This is a genomic window from Lactiplantibacillus plajomi (assembly GCF_005405405.1).
GTDB lineage: Bacteria > Bacillota > Bacilli > Lactobacillales > Lactobacillaceae > Lactiplantibacillus > Lactiplantibacillus plajomi.
Genome location: NZ_BJDZ01000027.1, coordinates 1 through 19464, shown reverse-complemented (window position 1 = coordinate 19464; position 19464 = coordinate 1). Strand labels below are relative to the sequence as shown.

The window sequence follows — 19464 nt, the reverse complement described above, 5'->3', positions numbered from 1 at the left end:
TAAGGATTAACAATGTGTCAATCCTTACCCCTTCGTTTCACATTCGTTCAGTTAAAGCACACACATTTTGACTATTATTTAACGGACATGTACTTCAAGTTGTAGTTGGTACCCGCAGTGTTCCAGATAATCCCTTTCAGGCTAGTCCGGGTGAGGTGCGCTTCAGCTTTTTGGTAAATTGGAATAACGCCTTCGTCATTCATCAATTGCTTTTCAGCGTTAACCATGTCAGTCCAACGAGCATTTTCATTGTTGGCATCGGCCCCTTCAGCCTTCTTGATGAGCGCATCGTATTCAGCGCTGTCATACTTACCATTGTTGTATGAGTTATCCGAAGTAAAGAGTGAAAGGAACGAAATTGGGTCGGTAAAGTCGGCGTTCCATGCGGAAACTACGGCGTCAAAGTTACCATTTTGTGACCGTTGTAGACGCGTCTTGAACGGTACGTTTTGGTTGGTAACCTTCAAGCCAGGCAGTTTTTGCCATGCGCCTTGAATAAATTCAGTCGTCTTCTTACCACCATCAGTATCGTCGGAAAGTAACTTGATGTTCAGTGAAGTTTCACCGATTTCTTTCATCCCTTCCTTGAATAACTGCTTAGCCTTAGCTTGGTCGTAAGTAACCGCTGCAGGAACGGACGCGTCAGCAGTAAAGTCAGCACCGGTCTTCGGGTTCTTGGCTAAGTTATGTGAAACGTAACCCTTAGCAACCGTTGATCCGTCACCCAGCGTACTCTTAACGTATTCTTGCCGGTTGATAGCGTAGGACAAGGCTTGGCGAATCTTCTTGTTCTTGAAGGCCTTGGCAATCTTAGCATCCTTATCCGCCCGGTTCATTTCAACGTAGAACGTAGAAGCGGTTTGACGAACCTTGTAGTTCTTATTCGTCTTGTAGTTCTTAACTTGTTGACTTGAAAGCGTTGTATCATCAGTCTTATTAGAGTTAAATAAGTTCAACCCGGTTGAGGCGTCCTTAACCACTTGGTAACTGATGGTGTCCATCTTAACGGCTTTCTTATCCCAGTAATTATTGTTTTTCTTTAATTTCCAAGATAAGTTGGTCCCGGTCCAGCCGGTCATCTTGTAAGGACCGTTATAGACCATCGCTGTACTGGTCGTCCCGTATTTGGAACCGTACTTCTTAGCCACTTTTTCGTTTTGTGGGAAGAAGTTAACGAAGCCCATCAACTTGTCAAAGTAAGCAATCGGTTTGTCCAACGTTACGACTAACTTGTAGTCGCCATCGGCTTTAATCCCCAGTGAGGAAACTGGTTTCTTACCATTAACGATTTGATCAGCGTTCTTAATGCCGGAATATAAGTATGCGTATTGTGAAGCCGTCTTTGGGTTAACGGTCCGTTGCCAGCCATAAACGAAGTCCTTGGCCGTCACCTTGTCACCGTTACTCCACTTAGCGTTCTTACGCAGTGTAAACGTATATGTCTTACCACCGTTAGTTACTTTGGTGTCCTTTGCGATTCCGGGTGTAATCGAACCGTTCTTACCGATCCGGTACAACCCTTCATTCGTATTGTTCAACATGTTCGAACTCCAAACATCGGTCGATTTTGATAAATCCATCGTTGGCAGTTCGGCCGACGTTGTCATGTTCGCGGTTGCCTTTGACGAACTTGAAGACGAAGACTTCGATCCACAAGCGGCCAAGAACAACAGCGAGGCACCCGCAACGGCGGTTACTTTAGCAGCTGTTTTCAAATTCATAAACACCCAACCCCTTTACCTTTTTCTTGTGTGTGCTTTTCCCTCGAAAAGTTAAAGTTATTGTATATTATAAATAAATTAAAATCAATCATAATTTCTAATTTTTATCATCATTTCGTCATAAAATAAAAACGTTAGCGCTCGTAGCCCAGCTTATTCAAGCTTATAATCCCCAATAAAGTGTTGATACAAAAGGGTTTCAGACGGTTCATGTGTTTAACTAAAAATTTGAACTGGGTTCAACATTATTTCTTAATAAATAATCCGCAATCGGACTTATTATCTTCAAAATAGCGGTTTCATCGTTAGTCAAAACAGCTAAAAATGCCAAAATAAAAGAGAATGCGTTATTTTTATTAGCATTCTCTTAATATTTAAATCACTGAATTAACGTACCCGGCTACTTACCCAAATAACCGATAATCGAAGCGACCACCAAAATAATCAACACAACGGTGGTGATCCAAACGTAGAGCCGGTCACGTTCTACCGCAAACGCGTAAATCGATACCGCCACCCGTAACGTTGGCGTTAAGATCAACAGGAACAGCCCCAACATGATGACCGCGTACGGCTTAAATTGGAGCAAGCCGCTAAAAATTGCGGCAAAGCCGGTCGGTTGCGCGCCGTTCGCGTAACCACCGTTTCCTTGAATCAGTAGCATCAATAAGCCAAGTGTAATCACAACGGCCGACACAACCACCCCGATTCGGAGGATGTGGCCAATGATCATTTCAACTTCGTGCATTTCCTGAGCCTTAGTTGGTTGTTTCTTCATTAGAACGTCACCCCGAATCCTTTAGCAATCATTTGAATCCCCAAGTAGAACATTACCGGGACAAAAATCATCCGGATAAAGCGTGGCTTCAGGTGTTGCATGATGCGGGTCCCGATCAGCGCACCCAGTAAGATACCGATGGCTAACGGTGCCGCAATGCCGGGCTTGATCGACCCGTTAAAGAAGTAGACCATCGCACTGGCCGCGGCGGTGACCCCCATCATCAGGTTAGAAGTCGCCGAAGACGGTTTGAGCGGCATATGCATGATGGTATCCATCGCCAACACCTTGAAGGCCCCACTACCGATTCCGAGTAAGCCACTGGCCAACCCGGCCCCGAACATCATCGTAAACCCACCGGGCACGTTTTGAACCTGGTAGTCGACTTGCTTATTCAACGCCTTATCGTAGTACGTCCCGTTCAAATTCAGCTTGGTCGCTAATTCGTCAGCCTGAACGTTTTGCGCGTCGTCACTCTTCATGACCAGTTTGCGAATCATGTTGTAAGTCGTAAACATCAATAACGCACCGAATAAAATAAACAGGAAGGTCGCATTAAAGAGTCCGGTTAAAACGGCGCCCAGCACCGCCCCGACCGTCGTCGCGATTTCCAAAAACATTGCGACCCGTAAATTCAGCATTTCGTCTTTCAGATAAGCAATCGTGGAACCGGAACTCGTCGCAATCACCGCGATGACACTAGCACCAATCGCGTACTTAATATCCAAGCCCATCCCCAGCGTCAGTACCGGGGTAATGATCATCCCGCCACCGATACCCAAAATTGCCCCAAAAACGCCGGCCAGTAAGCCGACGCCCAACATTAACAGTAAAGAAGTTATCACAGCCGTCACCCTATCCTTTTAATTTCAATAGTTAGTGTACCATTGAATACCGGCTGTGCCCAACGCGGACCATTATGACACGCTACCCTTACGACCACGGGCACTCACGTTGGATTAAGTTATTATGAACGAACAACGCTTAAAATCAATTGAAACCGGTTTAACCCTTGCTAAATCGGTTTTTTAATTAATTTTGACATCTAAAAATTAGATAGCTAACGTTTAAAATTAGTCTAGACTTTCGGCGCGCTCAAACTGCGCCATGAACCCCGCGACTAACGGAGTCGCCAACGCATCGGTGGTGGTCGCAAGCACCAACTGGGTTTCAAAGCGGCGGTCCGCCAATGACCAAACCAACACGTGATCACCACGATAAACGTCCGCTAACGAACGCGGGACCAGCGCCACGCCAATTTGGTGATTCGCCCAGTTAACGGCGGTCCGGGCATCGTCACAGGTCAGCACGTAACGCGGGGTTAGCGCCTCCTCACCAAAGGCCACGTGAAAAAGTTCGTTAAAGCGGCGGTACTTGATCAACGGTAAATCGATGAGGTCCCGTAACCTTAACTGGCGCCGGTTGGCAAATTGTTGGTACCGTTGTGGTAACACGACCGCCATCCGTTCACGTTCGAAGTACCGACAAACCAAATTTTTGCCGTTAAAGGGCGTCCGCAACACCGCAACATCCAATAACCGTTTATGTAAATTTTCAAGTAACTGATACGTGTTCCCCTCCGTTAAGGCCAGCTGAACATCCGGATGAGCTTGTAGCCACTGCGTTAGCTGGTGATTGGGAATCACCCCCGCCGAAGACGAAACCGTCCCCAGATTCAAGGTGCCATTAACCCCTTGCGCCAGCGCCCGCACCTTATTCTCAGCGGTCGCCGATAACTGGGTTAGCTGATGTGCGTAACTGACTAACAGCTTACCGGCTTCGGTCAGGGCAACCCCCTGTGGTAACCGTTTAAATAACGTTACCCCCAGGTCGGCTTCCAGTTGTTTGATTTGGTAACTTAACGGCGGCTGCGCGACGTGCAATTGGTTGGCCGCGGCGGTCATCTGCCCCGTTTCGGCAACGGCTAGAAAATACCGTAATTGTTTTAAATTCATGCTCGTTCCCCCCAGTTCACTTTAGTATACACGACCCCCGCTACCAGCCACAATCCACCGCAATTTCTTAATAATAAGTTTACGGCTGGTCAGTACTTCCAAAGAAACCCGTGCGAATCTTCACGTGAATGCGTTATACTAATGATAATAAATAAAATTGTGAAGGGCGTGATCACGTGTCGTTTTTTGACCGTCTCAAGACAATGTTGCGGGCATTGAACCAACCCGCCAAAACTGAACATCAGACCAGTCAGCCCGCGGACGTGGTTGCACCGACTAGTGAGACCGACGAACACGCGCTGCAAGCCAGCGCCACCGACGCCCTGCTACTCGTTCATCACTTGGATAGCGACGGCCACGAGTTGCAGGCCCCCGACATGATCGGTGGTAAAATTGGCGAGGAGATTCACCTTCCCGCGGCCACGATTGCCGGCTACCACCTCGTTCGCATCGACGGCCTAACTCGCTGGTTCACCCAACCGAAGGCCCAAATCGTGCTCCACTACGAACGTCAGGCCGGCCAGCCAATCTGGGTCTACGCCTACGACATCGACCAACGCGAACTGATCGGTCACCCAACGATGTACCGTGGGCAACTGGGCAAGCCTTACCGGGTCAAAGCGCCCACCGTGGCCGGCTTCAAATTATTGCGCTCGGTCGGTGACTTGACCGGTGAATACACCACGACTTCCAAAACGGTGCTCTTTTTCTACCGCAATGAAAACTGGTTACAAACCGACCTCAGTACCGGGTTCGTTCAAATCACGGCAGTCACGGCGGTTTACCCGTACCCCGGAGCAACTACGACCCGCTACCTAACGAAGCTCCAGCCGGGCAGTACTTACAAGACCTACATGCGCGTCCGGCTCAGTGACCAAACAACTTGGTATTCGATCGGTCAGGAGCAGTGGATTGCCGAACAGATGCTCCAGTTAACGACCGGAGTGGCACTCCTACCGCACCTACCCGCGGGCTACCGCACACAGAACAAGCGTCAGGTTCAACAAACCGGGATCGTCAGCTTCGTCCCTGGTAAAAAGGTTCACACGTATTTAGAACCCTACGGCCGTTACTTGTCGACCGTGACCCACGGCGAAACTGTCGAATTAGTTGAGCGCTTGGCCGATGATAACCGAGTCGTCTGGTACCGCATTAAGGGCCGCGGTTACTTACCAGGACGCTACTTAACACACCTCGACCCGCCGTACGCTTGATGCTACTAAAAGTTTTACAAAACGTGCACCAGAATTTTCTTTGAGCGCACGTTTCGACGATCATCATACCAACACGTTAAAGGGACCGCGATTAAAATCGTGGTCCCTTTCCTTTCGCAGCAAAATGCCAGTGTTTATCCTTACTTGATCATTCGCATAATTTCCGCGCCGCGGTTCGTCAGTAAGAAGCCCTGGCCGGTACCTGGCATGAAGAACAGCCCTTCGAATTCTCGCTGGCCGTTAAAGTTAATCTCGCCAACGTCCGTCTTTTTGAGGTGCCCCAACTTGGCTGCCGGTAACGAGGTGATACTTTCATCCGCGACTAGGAACAACCGGTCACTAGCCGGATCGTATCCCATCGACTGCGCGTAAAAGCCGGGATCACTCGCTAGCCACTGCTGAATCGCTTGAAAATGAATGCCCTGGTTGCCGACAGTCCCACGGTAAAGCCGAACGGTTCCTAACGGCGTGGCAGGCGTCGCCACCTTCGCGTGGGTCCAGAAATAGGCTTGACCACGGTTGTCAAACGTCAGGACCGCACCTAGGTCAAACGGCCCCTGATAGTTGACGACGGTCTCTGGTCGTAAGGTCCGCGGGTTCAAATGAACTATCTGATTAGGACGTGCAGTGTCATAAGCCTTCACGTACCATAACTGGCCGTTCTGCGGATTTTCGGCTAGGGATTGCGCGTGACCGGAATCGAAGACCGGACCGACCTTAATGCAGGCCAACACCCGCCGGTCTTGCGGGGTTAAACGCCCACTAGCCTGGTGCTTAGCGGCCAAGCGCAGCATGCCCATTTGACCGGGACGGCCGGCCCCTAATTGCATTAACTTGGTCCAATCATAACGCACCGCCCACCCCTGTTGATTCCGATTAGTCGCCTCTTGTTTGTCAACGTACATCACGTACAAGTAATGACCATCGTGGCCGAACGCCGCGCTTTGCGGGTCGTTTAACTGACGACCAGCCAGCTGTTGCGGTAAGTAGAGCGCCGTCTTAAACGCGTAGTTATCGCGGTAGTGGCGGCTCGGCAACAGCGTATCAGGTTGCTGCTGGATGCCGCGACTTTGGCGGTAGGCTGGCGTGGTTTCAAAGTGAACGTGCGGTTTAGTAAAACTCCCGTCCCCCGCTAGCTGTAAGGTCCCCGGTAGTTGCCGCCTAGTTAATCGGCCACTCCCCCCTAGCCGGCGGTGAGCGACGACCTTGACGCCGGACCGTTTGCGGCGGCGAACGGTTGCCCGTCGAGTTACCCGGTTTCGCGGTGTCTGCGTGCGCGCAACCGCACTAGTCGGTCGACCACCGACCCATGCCAGACTCCCCAGTACGAGACCAACCATTATCTTTTGCCATTTCAAACTAAAAGCCCCCATTTTGGTTTATTCGCTCTCAGCATACGCCCAGTGCCGAATCACCTCCAACGAGGTCCACTTCGTTCGCATACTTGGCAAAATAAAAACCACCAGTGGTTGCCGGAAACCGACAATCGCTGGTGGTAATACTTTCATTATTTGCTTATAAAACGGCCGTCATAATACTACCAACCACGATCAGGACCAGCCCGATCAGCGTCAGCCGTAATTCACGACGGGACTTATGTTCGTGCAAGATCAGCATCCCGCCCAGCGTTGAAATAACCACGCTAAGCTGGGTAATCACGTAGGCCGTAGCAACGCCGTTCGCTTTTGCAGAAAAGATGTAGGCCAATGCCGACACCCCGAAAATCATCCCGGCAGCCGTCGTCAGCCAACTCGACCGTTCCTTGAACGCACTGAGCCCCCGACCGGCAATCAAGGCGTACAGCAATGCCGCCAAACACATCCCGAGCATTTGTGGGAAGAAGATGGCCATCCCCGAAGCCGAAACGGCCTTAGGCAGCGCACTGTAGATCCAATAGCCAATGGTGGTCGGTAATAACACCGCGAGGCCGCTCGCCAGGCCAGCGCGACTATCAGAATTATCCGTAACCGCAGTCAGCGCAACCCCGATGATCATCAGGATAATTGCCGCAAAACCGACGACCTTCGCGGTGACACCGCCCCATTCGCCGAACATCAGGACACCGATCACCGACGTCCCAATCAGTTGGACACCGGTCGAAATCGGCATGGTCTTACTAACCCCCATGCGACCATACGCCGTGTATTGCCCAATTTGTCCTAGGACCCAAAACGCCCCGGACAACGCACTTAGGATGAACGTGCCGGTACTAACACTCGGGTGATTCATCAGTTGCACAATTATTCCGATAATTAATGCTCCGATTCCGGTTCCCAGGGTTTGGTTGACCGGTTTACCGCCAATTTTTGAAATCAGTAACGGGTTCAACCCCCACCCTAACGCGGGAATCAACGCAATCAATAAATTCAAAAAAAATACCTCCTCAGTGACGCGCGCGCCACAATTCGTCTCCGGGGTTGTTGGTAAAATGGGTGCCGTCCCGGAGAACGGCACCCATTCGGCTCGTTGGTGCTTAAAGTTTCGCCGTTAACTTAACGTCCGGATACTTTTCAGCAAACCAGCGTTCCGCAAAGGCGTTTTCAAACAGGAATAGCGGTGCGCCGGTGCGGTCCTTCACCAGTAGGTTCCGTGAACTGGACATCTTCTCGTCTAACTGGTCGGGATCGATCCAGCGGGCGGTCTTGCTGCCCATCGGTTCCATCACGACTTCCGAATTATATTCATTCAACATCCGGAACTTGAAGACTTCGAACTGCAGTTGACCAACCGCGCCAAGGATGTAGTCACCAGTCGAGTAAGACGTGTAGAGCTGAACGGCCCCTTCTTGAACCAATTGTTCGATTCCTTTATGGAACGACTTTTGCTTCATCACGTTTTTGGCCGTGACCCGCATGAAGAGTTCCGGGGTAAATTGCGGTAACTTTTCAAACTGAACGGCGTGCTTACCCGCGTAAATCGTATCGCCAATTTGGAAGTTCCCAGTATCGTAAAGCCCGACGATGTCGCCCGCAACGGCCGTTTCGACCGTTTCACGGGTATCGGCCATGAACTGCGTCGAGTTGTTTAAGCGCATTTTCTTACCGGTCCGTTGCAAGAAGACGTCCATTCCGCGGTCGAACTCACCGGAACAAATCCGCACAAAGGCGATCCGGTCACGGTGGTGTGGGTTCATGTTAGCCTGAATTTTGAAAACAAAACCGGAGAAGGCTTCGTCAGTCGGCTGCACGGTTTCGTCATCGCGAGTTTTATGCGCAGACGGTTTCGGTGCGTACTTCAAGTAAGTCTTTAAGAAGGTTTCGACCCCGAAATTTGTTAAGGCGGAACCAAAGAAGACCGGCGTCATGTCACCAGACGCAATTTTAGCTTCATCGAAGTCGTTACCGGCTTCTTCAATCAGTTCCATTTCGTCCAAGGTATCGCGGTAAATGCTGTCCTTGGTTAGGTCGTTACTAGGATCAAGCTTGCCATCCTGATCCAACGGGAGGAAGGTCTCGCCGTGAGCTTCGTTATGGTATAACTCGACACGGTGGTTATAGCGGTCGTAGAGGCCTTTGAGCCCCTTCCCCATCCCCATTGGCCAGTTCATCGGGTAAGTTTCGATACCGAGAACTTCTTCAACTTCGTTCAATAAGTCCAGTGGTTCGCGGCCATCGCGGTCTAACTTGTTCATAAAGGTAAAGATCGGAATCCCCCGCATTTTACAAATTTGGAATAATTTCTTAGTTTGCGGTTCGATCCCCTTGGCCGAGTCAATCACCATGACGGCTGAATCGACCGCCATCAAGGTCCGGTAAGTATCTTCTGAGAAGTCCTCATGCCCCGGGGTATCCAAAATGTTAATCCGTTTGCCGTCATAGTCGAACTGCATAACGGAACTCGTGACCGAAATCCCACGCTTCTTTTCAATTTCCATCCAGTCGGACTTGGCAAAGTTACCACTCTTACGGGCCTTAACCGTCCCCGCTTGGCGAACGACGCCCCCAAAGAGCAGCATCTGTTCGGTAATCGTCGTTTTCCCGGCATCCGGGTGAGAAATAATCGCAAAAGTACGCCGGGTATCGACCGCGGCTTCAAGTTCTGTTTTATTCATTAATAGTTCCTTTCAACGTGCACATTTATCTTAGTCATTCGATTTGGGAACGCGTTCCCGTTAGTAAAAAACATAGCCTTACATATTTTACTGATTTTCAGCCAAAAAATCCAGTGTTACCCGTTACTTGTCACCGGTAATTAACGTTTGCAAGCGCGTCCCACCGCAATTAATGACCCCCGGCACCGAATTTCAGTTGCAAATAATTGGCATTTCCAAATAAATTGTGTACAATTTATTAAGTTAAACCGTTTACATGTCTTAGAAGGGAGTTCTTAATTTTATGACTAAACATTTTGACGTTTTATACCTAGGTAGTGGCCACGGAACCTTCGATGGTGCCATTCCATTGGCAGCCCGCGGCAAACAAGTGGCGGTCGTTGAACCGGACCTGATCGGTGGGACCTGCCCGAACCGCGGTTGCAACGCGAAAATCACGCTGGACCTGCCGGCGAGCTTAAAAAACCAGGTCGACCGCTTCCAAGGTTACGGTCTGGATGGTAAGACTAAGCTGGATTGGGGGGCCAACTACGCGCACGAACGTCAGGTCATCGAAGCGTTACCAACGATGATCGGTGGCATGATGCAACAAGCTGGGATCACCCTGATTGAAGGCCGCGGTCAGTTCAGCGATGCCCACACCGTTACGGTCAACGGTGCAACTTACACTGCCGATAAAATCGTCATTGCGACCGGCCTACACCCGCACCAGTTAACGGTACCGGGGGCCGAGCTCACTCACGATAGCAGTGACTTCTTAAACTTAAAACAACTCCCAGAACACCTGACGATCATCGGTGCCGGATACATTGCGTTAGAAACCGCTTCAATGGCCCTGGCTGCGGGATCACAAGTCAGCCTACTGATGCGCGGCGACCAAGCGCTGCGGGCCTTCTACCAACCACTCGTCGAACAACTGCTTGACCAACTGGTTGCCCAGGGCCTCGACTTACACCGCAATTGGCAGGCGACCAAGTTCACCGCGGCGGGCGACCAGGTCACGATTACCAGTGCCGCTGGCGAACTAACGACCGACTGGATCTTGAATGCGACCGGTCGTGACCCGAATACCGCCGACTTAGGGCTCGAAAAAATCGGCGTCAACTTTACCACCAACGGGATTACGGTTGACGATCATTTACAAACGAGTGTGGCGGGCGTGTACGCATCCGGCGACGTCATTGATAAGCAACAACCCAAACTAACGCCAACCGCCGTATTTGAATCGACTTACTTGATGCACCTCTTTAGCGGTGATACAACTAATGCAATCAAGTACCCGGCCATCCCGTCGGTCGTCTTCACCTCGCCACGGTTGGCGCAAGTCGGTCAGGTGCCTGCAACACCGACCGCGCAACAACACGTCAACTTGGTCGACCTGAAAGCCGACTGGTACCGCGAAGCAACCCGCGACTTGACCGGTCAAACACTGACGGTCACGGATAACGACCAGCACTTGATTGGGGCTGCCGAACTGAGTGAACAAGCGGAGAACACGATCAACACCGTGCTCCCAGCCATTCAGTACCAGTTAACACCGGCACAGCGGGAACAACTAGTCACCCTGTTCCCAACCATCGGCTTTAGCGCTTGGGCTGCCATTTAAGCCCTAATTTGAACGAACGTGACTCACGGCGATGTTAATCCCGGAATTTCCGGGACGGACACCGCCTTTTTGTTGAATTGCTTTTGATGAAAACTTTTTACATAAAACGGGTTGACATATGTAAATAATTTTTAGATAATGTAAGCGAATACAAAACAAAGAGGGTTTTTTACATGAAAATTGGATTAATCGGTTTAGGAAAAATGGGTATGAACTTAGCGTTAAACATGCAGGACAACGGCCACACACCGGTAGGCTACGATCTCAATCCGGATAACCTCACGGCCGCAACCAACAACGGCTTAGCAACGGCGACGTCGTTAGCGGACTTACTAGCAAAGTTGCCAACACCTAAAATTGTTTGGGTGATGGTCCCCGCGGGCGGCCCGACCGACACCGTAATCACCCAATTGTCGGAAAACCTCACGGCCGGTGACATCGTCTTAGACGGTGGTAACTCGCACTACCAGGACAGCCTCCGTCACGCCGAATTATTGAAAAAACAAGCGATTCACTTTCTCGACGTCGGGACTTCCGGTGGTCAGGCCGGTGCCCGCAAAGACGGTAACTTCATGATTGGTGGCGACCCGGACGTCTTCAAGATCGTCGAACCACTCTTCGCTGCCATTGCGGCTACGGACGGTTACCTCTATACTGGTCCTGCCGGGAGTGGTCATTTTCTTAAGATGGTTCACAACGGTATCGAATACGGTATGATGGCCGCCATTGGCGAGGGGTTCGACGTTTTACAACACAGTCAATACGACTACGACAACCAAGCCGTCGCTAAAGTTTGGAGCAACGGTTCGGTCATTCGCAGCTGGTTAATGGAACTCGCCCAGACCGCCTTCGAACAAGACGGTAACTTGGATGAAATCAAGGGGACGATGCACTCTTCCGGTGAAGGTCGCTGGACATTAGACACCGCCCTCGACCAACAAGTCGCGACCCCAGTTATTGCGATGGCGTTAATGGAACGTTACCGGTCACTTAGCGATGACACTTTCACTGGTAAAGTTGTTTCCGCCCTACGTAACCAATTTGGTGGTCACGCCGTCGATCACGAATAGGAGGAATTATTGATGTCAACATACATGATTGGGACCGACCTCGGCACAACGAGTACCAAGTCCGTCCTATACGATCAGACCGGTCGGGTGATTGCCAACGCCAACGTTGGTTACCCGCTATACCACGACCAGCCCGACATGGCTGAAGAAGATCCCGAAGAAATTTGGCAAGCGGTCCAAAAGACCATTCACCAAGTCAGCCAAGCGGTCAACGCGGACGACATTGTCGGCATCGCCTTTTCCGCCGCCATGCACAGCGTCATCTTACTCGATGAACACCGGCAACCACTGACCCGGGTCATTACCTGGGCAGATAACCGCGCGGCGGCCGTTGCCAGCGACTTACAAGCGTCACCGCTTGGCAACCAGCTCTACCAAGCAACCGGGACGCCGATTCACCCGATGAGTCCGTTAGTTAAACTACACTGGTTCGCCAACGCCCACCCCGGCACCTTTGCCGCAGCGCGTTACGTGGTCGGTATTAAGGAATACATCATCGAACGCTTGACCGGCCAACTTCAAATGGACTACTCAATGGCTAACGCCACCGGCCTGTTCAACCTGCACAAGTTCAAGTGGGAACCGGCCGCGTTAGCGTTTGCTCACCTAACCGCGAGCCAGTTACCCACCCTCGTGGATACCAACGCGGTCATCCGCGGCTTACAACCAACCGTTGCTAACAGCCTGGGACTCAAAGCAACAACTAACGTGGTGATGGGCGCAAGCGACGGCGCACTCTCTAACTTAGGTGTCGGCGCCGACGAACCCGGCGTGGCAGCCATCACAATTGGGACATCCGGCGCAGTCCGCGTCATGACAACTAAACCGTACTTAGATCCAAACGGGCGGCTATTCTGCTACTACGTGGCCAAGGACCGTTGGATCGTGGGTGGCCCGATCAACAACGGGGGCCAGGTCTTCCGCTGGGTTCGTGACCAACTCTTCCCGGCCGAAAGTGAAGCTGCCAAGCAGCAAGGGCAAGACCCTTACGACCAACTGACCGCCCTAGCAGCCGCCGTTCCCGCTGGCGCCCACGGTCTCCTGTTCCATCCGTACCTCAGTGGTGAACGTGCGCCGTTATGGAACGCCAACGCCCGGGGATCGATGCTCGGCGTTACGCCCACGACGACCCGTGCCGACATGGCTCGCGCTGTCCTGGAAGGCATCAGCATGAACTTGAACGCGGTGGTCCAACTGACCAAAAAAGCCGAACCGATTCACGCCATCCGTGCAACCGGGGGCTTTGCCCGCTCACCATTTTGGTGCCAATTATTGACCGACATTCTCGGTCAGCCGTTGACGATTCCGGTCAGTTTCGAAAGTTCCTGCTTAGCCGCGGCCGTCATGGGCTTTGAAGCCCTAGACATCGTCCCTAACTTGAACGTGATTCACACCATGATCGGTACCACCAACACGTACCAGCCGCAAGCGGCCAATCAGGACCGCTACCGGCAACTCCAGGCCACCTTTGACCACGTGACCGCCGCACTGACCCCACTCTACGCAGAAATCGCGGGGTTAGCACGCACTGACCGTTAGGAGGACTCCATATGCCATTTATCGTACTTACTTTAGGCATCCTATTATTACTTTTATTAATTATTAAATTCAAACTGAACACCTACGTTGCCCTAATCGTAACCGCCGTCCTCGTTGGGATCGGTTTGGGCATGCCGCTAGATAAAATTACGACCAGTATTCAAGCCGGGATCGGCGACCAGTTAGGTGAACTCGCACTGGTCTTCGGCTTTGGTGCCATGCTGGGACGGTTAGTCGCCGATGCCGGTGGCGCGTACACGATTTCGACCACCCTACTAGACGTGTTCGGTCGTAAACGCCTGCAAATCGCCATCGTGGTGGCGTCGTTCATCATCGGGATTGCCCTCTTCTTTGAAGTCGGCATTGTTTTGCTGGTACCGATCGTCTTTGCAATTGCCATTGAAGCCCAAGTGCCGGTGCTCTACCTCGGGATTCCGATGGGCGCGGCCCTTTCCGTAACCCACGGCTTTTTGCCACCGCACCCGGCACCGACCGCGATTGCAACGACTTTAAACGCTAACGTGGGCCACGTGCTGTTATTTGGGATCATTATCGCGATTCCGACCGTCTACATTGCCGGCCCACTCTTCTCGCGCTGGGCACAACGGATGGTCCCAGCCGCCTTTGCTGCTAAGCCGAAAGTCCCGGTCACCGGAACTAAACGGCAATTCAAAGTTTCGGAAGCGCCCGGATTCGGCCTCAGTGTGCTGACCGCGCTCTTCCCGGTCATTTTGATGACGATCACCACCGTCTACGACTTGGTGATCAACCACGGTAAAACGCCGAAGGATCCGTCGATGCTCGACCAAATTATTAGCTTGATCGGTGCACCGGGAATCGCCATGTTGATTTCACTATTATTCGCCCTCTGGTCAATGGGGATTCATCAGCATAAAAACGCCAAGGCGATTAAGGAAACCCTGGAAAACGCCACCAAATCAATCGCCATGTTACTACTGATTATCGGTGGTGGTGGCGCCTTTAAAGAAATCCTGATCGACGGTGGTGTTGGTAAGGCAGTCGCTAACCTCTTCAACGGTAGCAACATTTCACCGTTGCTACTGGGTTGGTTAGTCGCCGTGATTTTGCGGGTCTCGTTAGGCTCGGCCACCGTGGCCGCCCTGACCGCCGCTGGCCTGGTTGCCCCACTGATGGCCCAAGCCGGAATCGACCCGGCCCTGATGGTCATCGCGGTCGGCTCCGGGAGCGTTGCCGCTTCGCACGTCAACGACGCCGGTTTCTGGATGTTCCGCGAATACTTTGATTTAACCGTTAAACAAACGTTACTGACCTGGACCGTATTGGAAACCTTGATTGCGGTCTGTGGTTTGGTCGGCGTACTAATCCTGAACGCGGTCTTCTTCTAACGACCACGCAAAAACTGGTCTGACAATTTTAATCGTTGTCAGACCAGTTTTTTACTATTTTTTCGATTGTTCAGCAGCTTTGGTGGCTTTCGCCGGCTGCGGTTGGTACACGGTCGTTTGCATCCGTAAATGTTCCGAATTACGTAACTCGTAAATGTTGTAGAGGTACACGACCACCGTCCGCACCACCGCGTAGAACGGAATGGCTAAGATCATGCCGAGAATACCGGCAATGTTACCCGCGGCCAACAATAAAATAATGATCGTCAACGGGTGAATCTTCAGCGTCCGGCCAATAATGTTCGGGTAAATCAAGTTACCGTCGACCTGTTGCACGATTACGACGACGATAATCACGTAAACCACCTGAATTGGCGACTTCGTGAAGGCCACGATCAGTGACGGCGCAATCCCGATGTAGGGCCCAACGTACGGGATAATGTTGGTCAGCCCGGCAATCACGCCAAGCAGTAAGCCGTACGGTTGGCCGATAATCATGTAGCCAATCGCCGTAAAGGTCCCAACGAAGACGCATTCGATCACCTGACCACTAATGTAGCTGGAAATCGTATCGCCCATTTTCTGAATCAGCCCGATAATTTCTGGCCGCTGCTTACGTGGCAAGAAGCGACTGATGGCTGGTAAAAACTTGTCGCCGTCCTTTAACATGTAAAACAACACGACTGGGATCGTAATCGCCATGATGGTCACGCTGGTAATGGTTGAGATTACCGTGACCACGCTTGTCGATAACGAGGATAGGAAGGTTTGGGAATACTTACTGATTTCGCCGTTAAACTGGTCGGTATACGAGCTCAAGTCAATATTTTTTAACAACGAGTTATTGGCTAACATAGCGGTCGCCGCGGATTGCATATCGGTCGCAATCGTCGGCAAGTGGGTAATCAGTTGCGTTACCTGCGTCACCAGCCGTGGGATTAACGACATCGCCCCCCACGCCAAAACGCCAAATAAGCCGAGAAAGACGATGGCAACCGCTCCGGTCCGCGAAATTCGAAAGCGCTTATAGCGGACCTTAATCAACAACTTAACTAGCGGGTTGAGCATGTAAAATAAAAATCCCGAAATAATGATTGGCATAAAAACTACGCTCAAGAAGACCCCAATCGGGTGAAAAAGGAACCCGATATTGGTACAAACCCAAATCAAGGTCGCAACTATTAAAATTTCAAGCGACCAAAACATTAATGCAGACTCTTTTAAACGTTTAAACACCGCTGCGCCCCCTTTATTAATCATGAAATCTGAATGCACTAATTATACCCTATTTCCGTTTTGACGAATATGATTTTCGATTGGGTCAAAAAACTATTTAAAATTAATTAGAAAAATGTTAATTTAATTAGTAAGACTTAATAATTAAAAGGGAGCGCTTATCAATGTCACGAAAACTTGCAGTTATTGGAATGGGCCACGTTGGCTCGACCGCCGCGCATTACATCGTTGCTAACGGTTTTGCCGACGACTTAGTATTGATCGACCTAAATGAGGACAAGGTGGTTGCCGACGCGATCGACTTACAGGACGCAATGCCGAACTTGCCGTACCACACGAACATCGTGGTCAACGACTACGCCGCCTTAAAAGACGCCGACGTGATCATCTCCGCACTCGGCAACATCAAATTACAGGATAACGCCAACGACGACCGTTTTGCGGAACTCCCTTTCACTAGCGAACAGGTTCCGGCAGTCGCCAAAAAGATTAAAGAAAGTGGCTTCAACGGCGTCATCGTCGCCATCACCAACCCGGTTGACGTGGTTACGTCAATTTACCAAGCCGTCACCGGCCTACCTAAAAACCGGGTCATCGGGACCGGGACGTTACTGGATTCCGCCCGTATGAAACGGGTCGTTGCCGAACAGTTACACATTGATTCACGATCAGTGGTCGGCTACAACCTCGGTGAGCACGGTAACTCACAATTTACCGCCTGGTCGACGGTCCGGGTTCTCGGTCACCCAATCAGTGAAGTTGCTGAGGCTAAGGGCTTAGATTTGACCGCTTTAGATAAGCAGGCCCGCGAAGGCGGCTTCCGGGTCTTCCACGGCAAAAAGTATACGAGTTACGGCGTCGCCACGGCTGCCGTTCGCCTCGCTAACACGGTTTTGAATAACGCGCTGAGCGAGTTACCAGTTTCTAATTACCGTGAAGAATACGGCGTCTACCTTTCCTACCCAGCCATCGTTGGCCGCGACGGGATCGTTGAACAGGTGCAACTTAACTTAACCGACGAAGAAGTTAAGAAACTTCAAGTTTCGGCCGATTACATCAAAACTAAATTTGCTGAAAGCCAAGCAAAATAACGTCGTAATGACAAAAAGGACGCCAGAAGTTGGGAAACTTCTAGCGTCCTTTATTGATGACTACTCTTTACAGGTTTGTTTTCCGTTGGCGAATCCACCAGCCAATTATCCCCAGCCAAGTGATAATTGCGACTGGTAATAATACTTTAAACGTCCACGGAAGCGGCGCACTAATAGTGACCGTGTTCCACCCCCGCTTGGCTTTGACCAGCGTCGAACCACGCTGACTCATCTTGGCCGACGTGCTACGACCATTCAATTTGACGACTTCGTTGCCGTAATGCAGAACCGGGACGTCCGCCCACCCTGCTTTTTGCAACTTAAAGTGATACGTGATCATCCGACTATTAGTTTCAAAATGACTCCGCACTTTTTTATTGTTAACCAGCACTTGATGCGTAATCAGCGTATCCTGGTGATTTCCCAGCCAGGTCGGTTTAGGTGCATAGTCGATGGTACCAAAAAACTTGCGTGGAGATTGGAGTGCCACCTCATAATTATTCTTATCCAGTTTGTAGTCCGTATTGAACGCTGTCTTTAACGTCGTGGGCTGCGTGTACGGAATCTTTGTTAATTTAGCCCGATTATTAAAACTTAGCATGCTCATATACATAACTAAGCCACCGCCAATAATAGCGAAGAACAAAAATAGCGGACGTACTGAGTCTTGCGCTAGTTTTCTTGATTTTTGCATGATTTGCACAACAACGTGAGCACCCACCAGAATTAAACAGAAGCTGACCAAGTTAAATAATCTATATGGAAACTGAATCGTATTTTGAATTGCACTTGGCAATGCGTACCACGGAAATAGTGACGTTGAGCAAAGTAACAGAATAATCCCAAAAATGCCAATAACTCGGTACTCGAAATCTAATTTACGCCAAAAAACAGTAATCAAAATAAGGCCAATGAAAGACGCTAGTCCTGGACTAGCCACAACACCCGTTAAACTAGCATTAGTTAACATCAAAGTAATTAAGTTGCCAAAATCACTCAGCCAAGCAACGTTGGGAAGAACAACCGTCGTTTGAATATCAGTTTGCAACCATTCTTGAAGAAACGGGACCCAGAAAAAGGCCGTCAACATTGCAAACAAGATAACCGCTTTAACTGCACTGATAAATCTCATCAGCCGATGCGCTTTATAAAATAATGAAATTAGATATGCTCCGACCGTGATGATAACTTCAAGCAAAAAAGTTAAAACGTGTGCATAGGCTGTCAAGGTTAAGGCAATTGCCAAGATTTGCCAATTATGTTTGTCTGAGCTAAAGAACTTATGAAGGCCATAAAAGAATAATGGAATGAAGGTGCATGCTAACGATTCTCCAAGTACAGCACCATTTACTAAAAGGAAGGTATGGTATGGCGTTGTCATGAAAAAGACAGAAACTAGTAATGCTTGATATTTTGATCCTGAATATTTAAGTACACACCAATAAGTGAGTGCTAAGCCAGTGAGCATAATAACAAACAGCCCGGCATAGTAGAGCACAATCGGATTATTAATCAACACAAACGGAATCGCCCAAATCCAAATATAAACGTAAGGATAAAAGTAATTATTAGCAACACCAATCTGATTAAACGTCGTAAAATTACGTAGTCCAAACCACTGGTGCTCCTTGATTAGGTCAGCAAATGATTCAATTCGCTGTAAATGATAAATAAAATCACCACGCGCCAAAATTTGTCCACTCCGCAAATTGGCAATACTAAAGAACGCGGTCAGTAAGAACGTGTTTGGATACTTTGACATTCGATTTGATTTTAGTTAAATTAGATCAAAAACAGGAGTTTTTAATCCATGAAAAGCTTTGCACACCATTATAG

Annotated in this window: 16 protein-coding genes; 6 read left to right on the top strand and 10 right to left on the bottom strand. The window is 50.1% G+C overall.

The window, feature by feature from the left end; genetic code table 11:
• Positions 1-74: 74 nt before the first annotated feature.
• The 4 genes from FFM82_RS10625 to FFM82_RS10610 form a co-directional block, all read right to left on the bottom strand.
• The gene (locus tag FFM82_RS10625; protein WP_137645801.1) at positions 75-1721 is read right to left on the bottom strand and encodes a peptide ABC transporter substrate-binding protein; all 1647 of its coding nucleotides are present in this window, start codon (positions 1719-1721) and stop codon (positions 75-77) included.
• 400 nt (positions 1722-2121) lie between these two features.
• On the bottom strand, positions 2122-2499 hold the full coding sequence (locus FFM82_RS10620) for a DUF1634 domain-containing protein (RefSeq protein ID WP_137645800.1): 378 nt from the start codon (positions 2497-2499) through the stop codon (positions 2122-2124).
• Complete coding sequence (locus tag FFM82_RS10615) at positions 2499-3344, bottom strand: sulfite exporter TauE/SafE family protein (RefSeq protein WP_137645799.1); 846 nt, start codon at positions 3342-3344, stop codon at positions 2499-2501. The genes FFM82_RS10620 and FFM82_RS10615 overlap by 1 nt, the downstream gene beginning before the upstream one ends.
• 228 nt (positions 3345-3572) lie before the next feature.
• Positions 3573-4454 carry a LysR family transcriptional regulator gene (locus FFM82_RS10610; RefSeq protein WP_137645798.1) on the bottom strand — a complete coding sequence of 294 codons (882 nt, stop codon included), beginning with the start codon at positions 4452-4454 and terminating at the stop codon, positions 3573-3575.
• A 176-nt stretch (positions 4455-4630) separates the two neighbouring features.
• On the opposite strand from FFM82_RS10610, the gene FFM82_RS10605 reads away from it, so the two are divergent.
• The gene (locus FFM82_RS10605; protein WP_137645797.1) at positions 4631-5668 is read left to right on the top strand and encodes a MucBP domain-containing protein; all 1038 of its coding nucleotides are present in this window, start codon (positions 4631-4633) and stop codon (positions 5666-5668) included.
• A gap of 140 nt (positions 5669-5808) precedes the next feature.
• Here the strand turns inward: FFM82_RS10605 and FFM82_RS10600 are convergent, their stop codons facing one another.
• From FFM82_RS10600 to FFM82_RS10590, 4 genes are all read right to left on the bottom strand, one after another.
• Positions 5809-7026 carry a hypothetical protein gene (locus tag FFM82_RS10600; protein WP_137645796.1) on the bottom strand — a complete coding sequence of 406 codons (1218 nt, stop codon included), beginning with the start codon at positions 7024-7026 and terminating at the stop codon, positions 5809-5811.
• Positions 7027-7047: 21 nt separating this feature from the next.
• Positions 7048-7176 (bottom strand): hypothetical protein, encoded by a 129-nt coding sequence (locus FFM82_RS13910; protein WP_263854489.1) that lies wholly within the window; start codon positions 7174-7176, stop codon positions 7048-7050.
• Between the two features lie 7 nt (positions 7177-7183).
• Complete coding sequence (locus tag FFM82_RS10595; protein WP_137645795.1) at positions 7184-8038, bottom strand: GRP family sugar transporter; 855 nt, start codon at positions 8036-8038, stop codon at positions 7184-7186.
• 103 nt (positions 8039-8141) lie between these two features.
• Positions 8142-9719: a peptide chain release factor 3 gene (locus FFM82_RS10590; RefSeq protein ID WP_137645794.1), complete on the bottom strand. Its 1578-nt coding sequence runs from the start codon at positions 9717-9719 to the stop codon at positions 8142-8144.
• A gap of 283 nt (positions 9720-10002) precedes the next feature.
• Between FFM82_RS10590 and FFM82_RS10585 the strand changes: the two genes are divergently transcribed.
• From FFM82_RS10585 to FFM82_RS10570, 4 genes are all read left to right on the top strand, one after another.
• The gene (locus FFM82_RS10585; RefSeq protein ID WP_137645793.1) at positions 10003-11325 is read left to right on the top strand and encodes a dihydrolipoyl dehydrogenase family protein; all 1323 of its coding nucleotides are present in this window, start codon (positions 10003-10005) and stop codon (positions 11323-11325) included.
• A 173-nt stretch (positions 11326-11498) separates the two neighbouring features.
• Entirely contained in the window at positions 11499-12395 is an 897-nt protein-coding gene (gene gnd / locus FFM82_RS10580) for a phosphogluconate dehydrogenase (NAD(+)-dependent, decarboxylating) (protein WP_137645792.1), read from the top strand.
• A gap of 12 nt (positions 12396-12407) precedes the next feature.
• Positions 12408-13934 (top strand): gluconokinase, encoded by a 1527-nt coding sequence (locus tag FFM82_RS10575; RefSeq protein ID WP_137645791.1) that lies wholly within the window; start codon positions 12408-12410, stop codon positions 13932-13934.
• 11 nt (positions 13935-13945) lie between these two features.
• Entirely contained in the window at positions 13946-15301 is a 1356-nt protein-coding gene (locus FFM82_RS10570) for a gluconate:H+ symporter (RefSeq protein WP_137645790.1), read from the top strand.
• Positions 15302-15355: 54 nt separating this feature from the next.
• Here FFM82_RS10570 and FFM82_RS10565 read toward each other — a convergent pair whose 3' ends face one another.
• Complete coding sequence (locus FFM82_RS10565) at positions 15356-16537, bottom strand: AI-2E family transporter (protein ID WP_137645789.1); 1182 nt, start codon at positions 16535-16537, stop codon at positions 15356-15358.
• 164 nt (positions 16538-16701) lie between these two features.
• On the opposite strand from FFM82_RS10565, the gene FFM82_RS10560 reads away from it, so the two are divergent.
• Entirely contained in the window at positions 16702-17628 is a 927-nt protein-coding gene (locus FFM82_RS10560; RefSeq protein WP_137645788.1) for an L-lactate dehydrogenase, read from the top strand.
• A 67-nt stretch (positions 17629-17695) separates the two neighbouring features.
• On the opposite strand, the gene FFM82_RS10555 is transcribed toward FFM82_RS10560, so the two are convergent.
• Positions 17696-19390: a 6-pyruvoyl-tetrahydropterin synthase-related protein gene (locus FFM82_RS10555; protein WP_137645787.1), complete on the bottom strand. Its 1695-nt coding sequence runs from the start codon at positions 19388-19390 to the stop codon at positions 17696-17698.
• Positions 19391-19464: the final 74 nt, after the last annotated feature.

Excerpts from the sequence above, each read along its gene's own strand:
- FFM82_RS10625 (WP_137645801.1), bottom strand. The coding sequence starts at position 1,721 with ATGAATTTGAAAACAGCTGCTAAAGTAACCGCCGTTGCGGGTGCCTCG.
- FFM82_RS10620 (WP_137645800.1), bottom strand. The coding sequence starts at position 2,499 with ATGAAGAAACAACCAACTAAGGCTCAGGAAATGCACGAAGTTGAAATG.
- FFM82_RS10610 (WP_137645798.1), bottom strand. The coding sequence starts at position 4,454 with ATGAATTTAAAACAATTACGGTATTTTCTAGCCGTTGCCGAAACGGGG.
- FFM82_RS13910 (WP_263854489.1), bottom strand. The coding sequence starts at position 7,176 with ATGAAAGTATTACCACCAGCGATTGTCGGTTTCCGGCAACCACTGGTG.
- FFM82_RS10590 (WP_137645794.1), bottom strand. The coding sequence starts at position 9,719 with ATGAATAAAACAGAACTTGAAGCCGCGGTCGATACCCGGCGTACTTTT.
- FFM82_RS10585 (WP_137645793.1), top strand. The coding sequence starts at position 10,003 with ATGACTAAACATTTTGACGTTTTATACCTAGGTAGTGGCCACGGAACC.
- gnd (WP_137645792.1), top strand. The coding sequence starts at position 11,499 with ATGAAAATTGGATTAATCGGTTTAGGAAAAATGGGTATGAACTTAGCG.
- FFM82_RS10575 (WP_137645791.1), top strand. The coding sequence starts at position 12,408 with ATGTCAACATACATGATTGGGACCGACCTCGGCACAACGAGTACCAAG.
- FFM82_RS10570 (WP_137645790.1), top strand. The coding sequence starts at position 13,946 with ATGCCATTTATCGTACTTACTTTAGGCATCCTATTATTACTTTTATTA.
- FFM82_RS10560 (WP_137645788.1), top strand. The coding sequence starts at position 16,702 with ATGTCACGAAAACTTGCAGTTATTGGAATGGGCCACGTTGGCTCGACC.
- FFM82_RS10555 (WP_137645787.1), bottom strand. The coding sequence starts at position 19,390 with ATGTCAAAGTATCCAAACACGTTCTTACTGACCGCGTTCTTTAGTATT.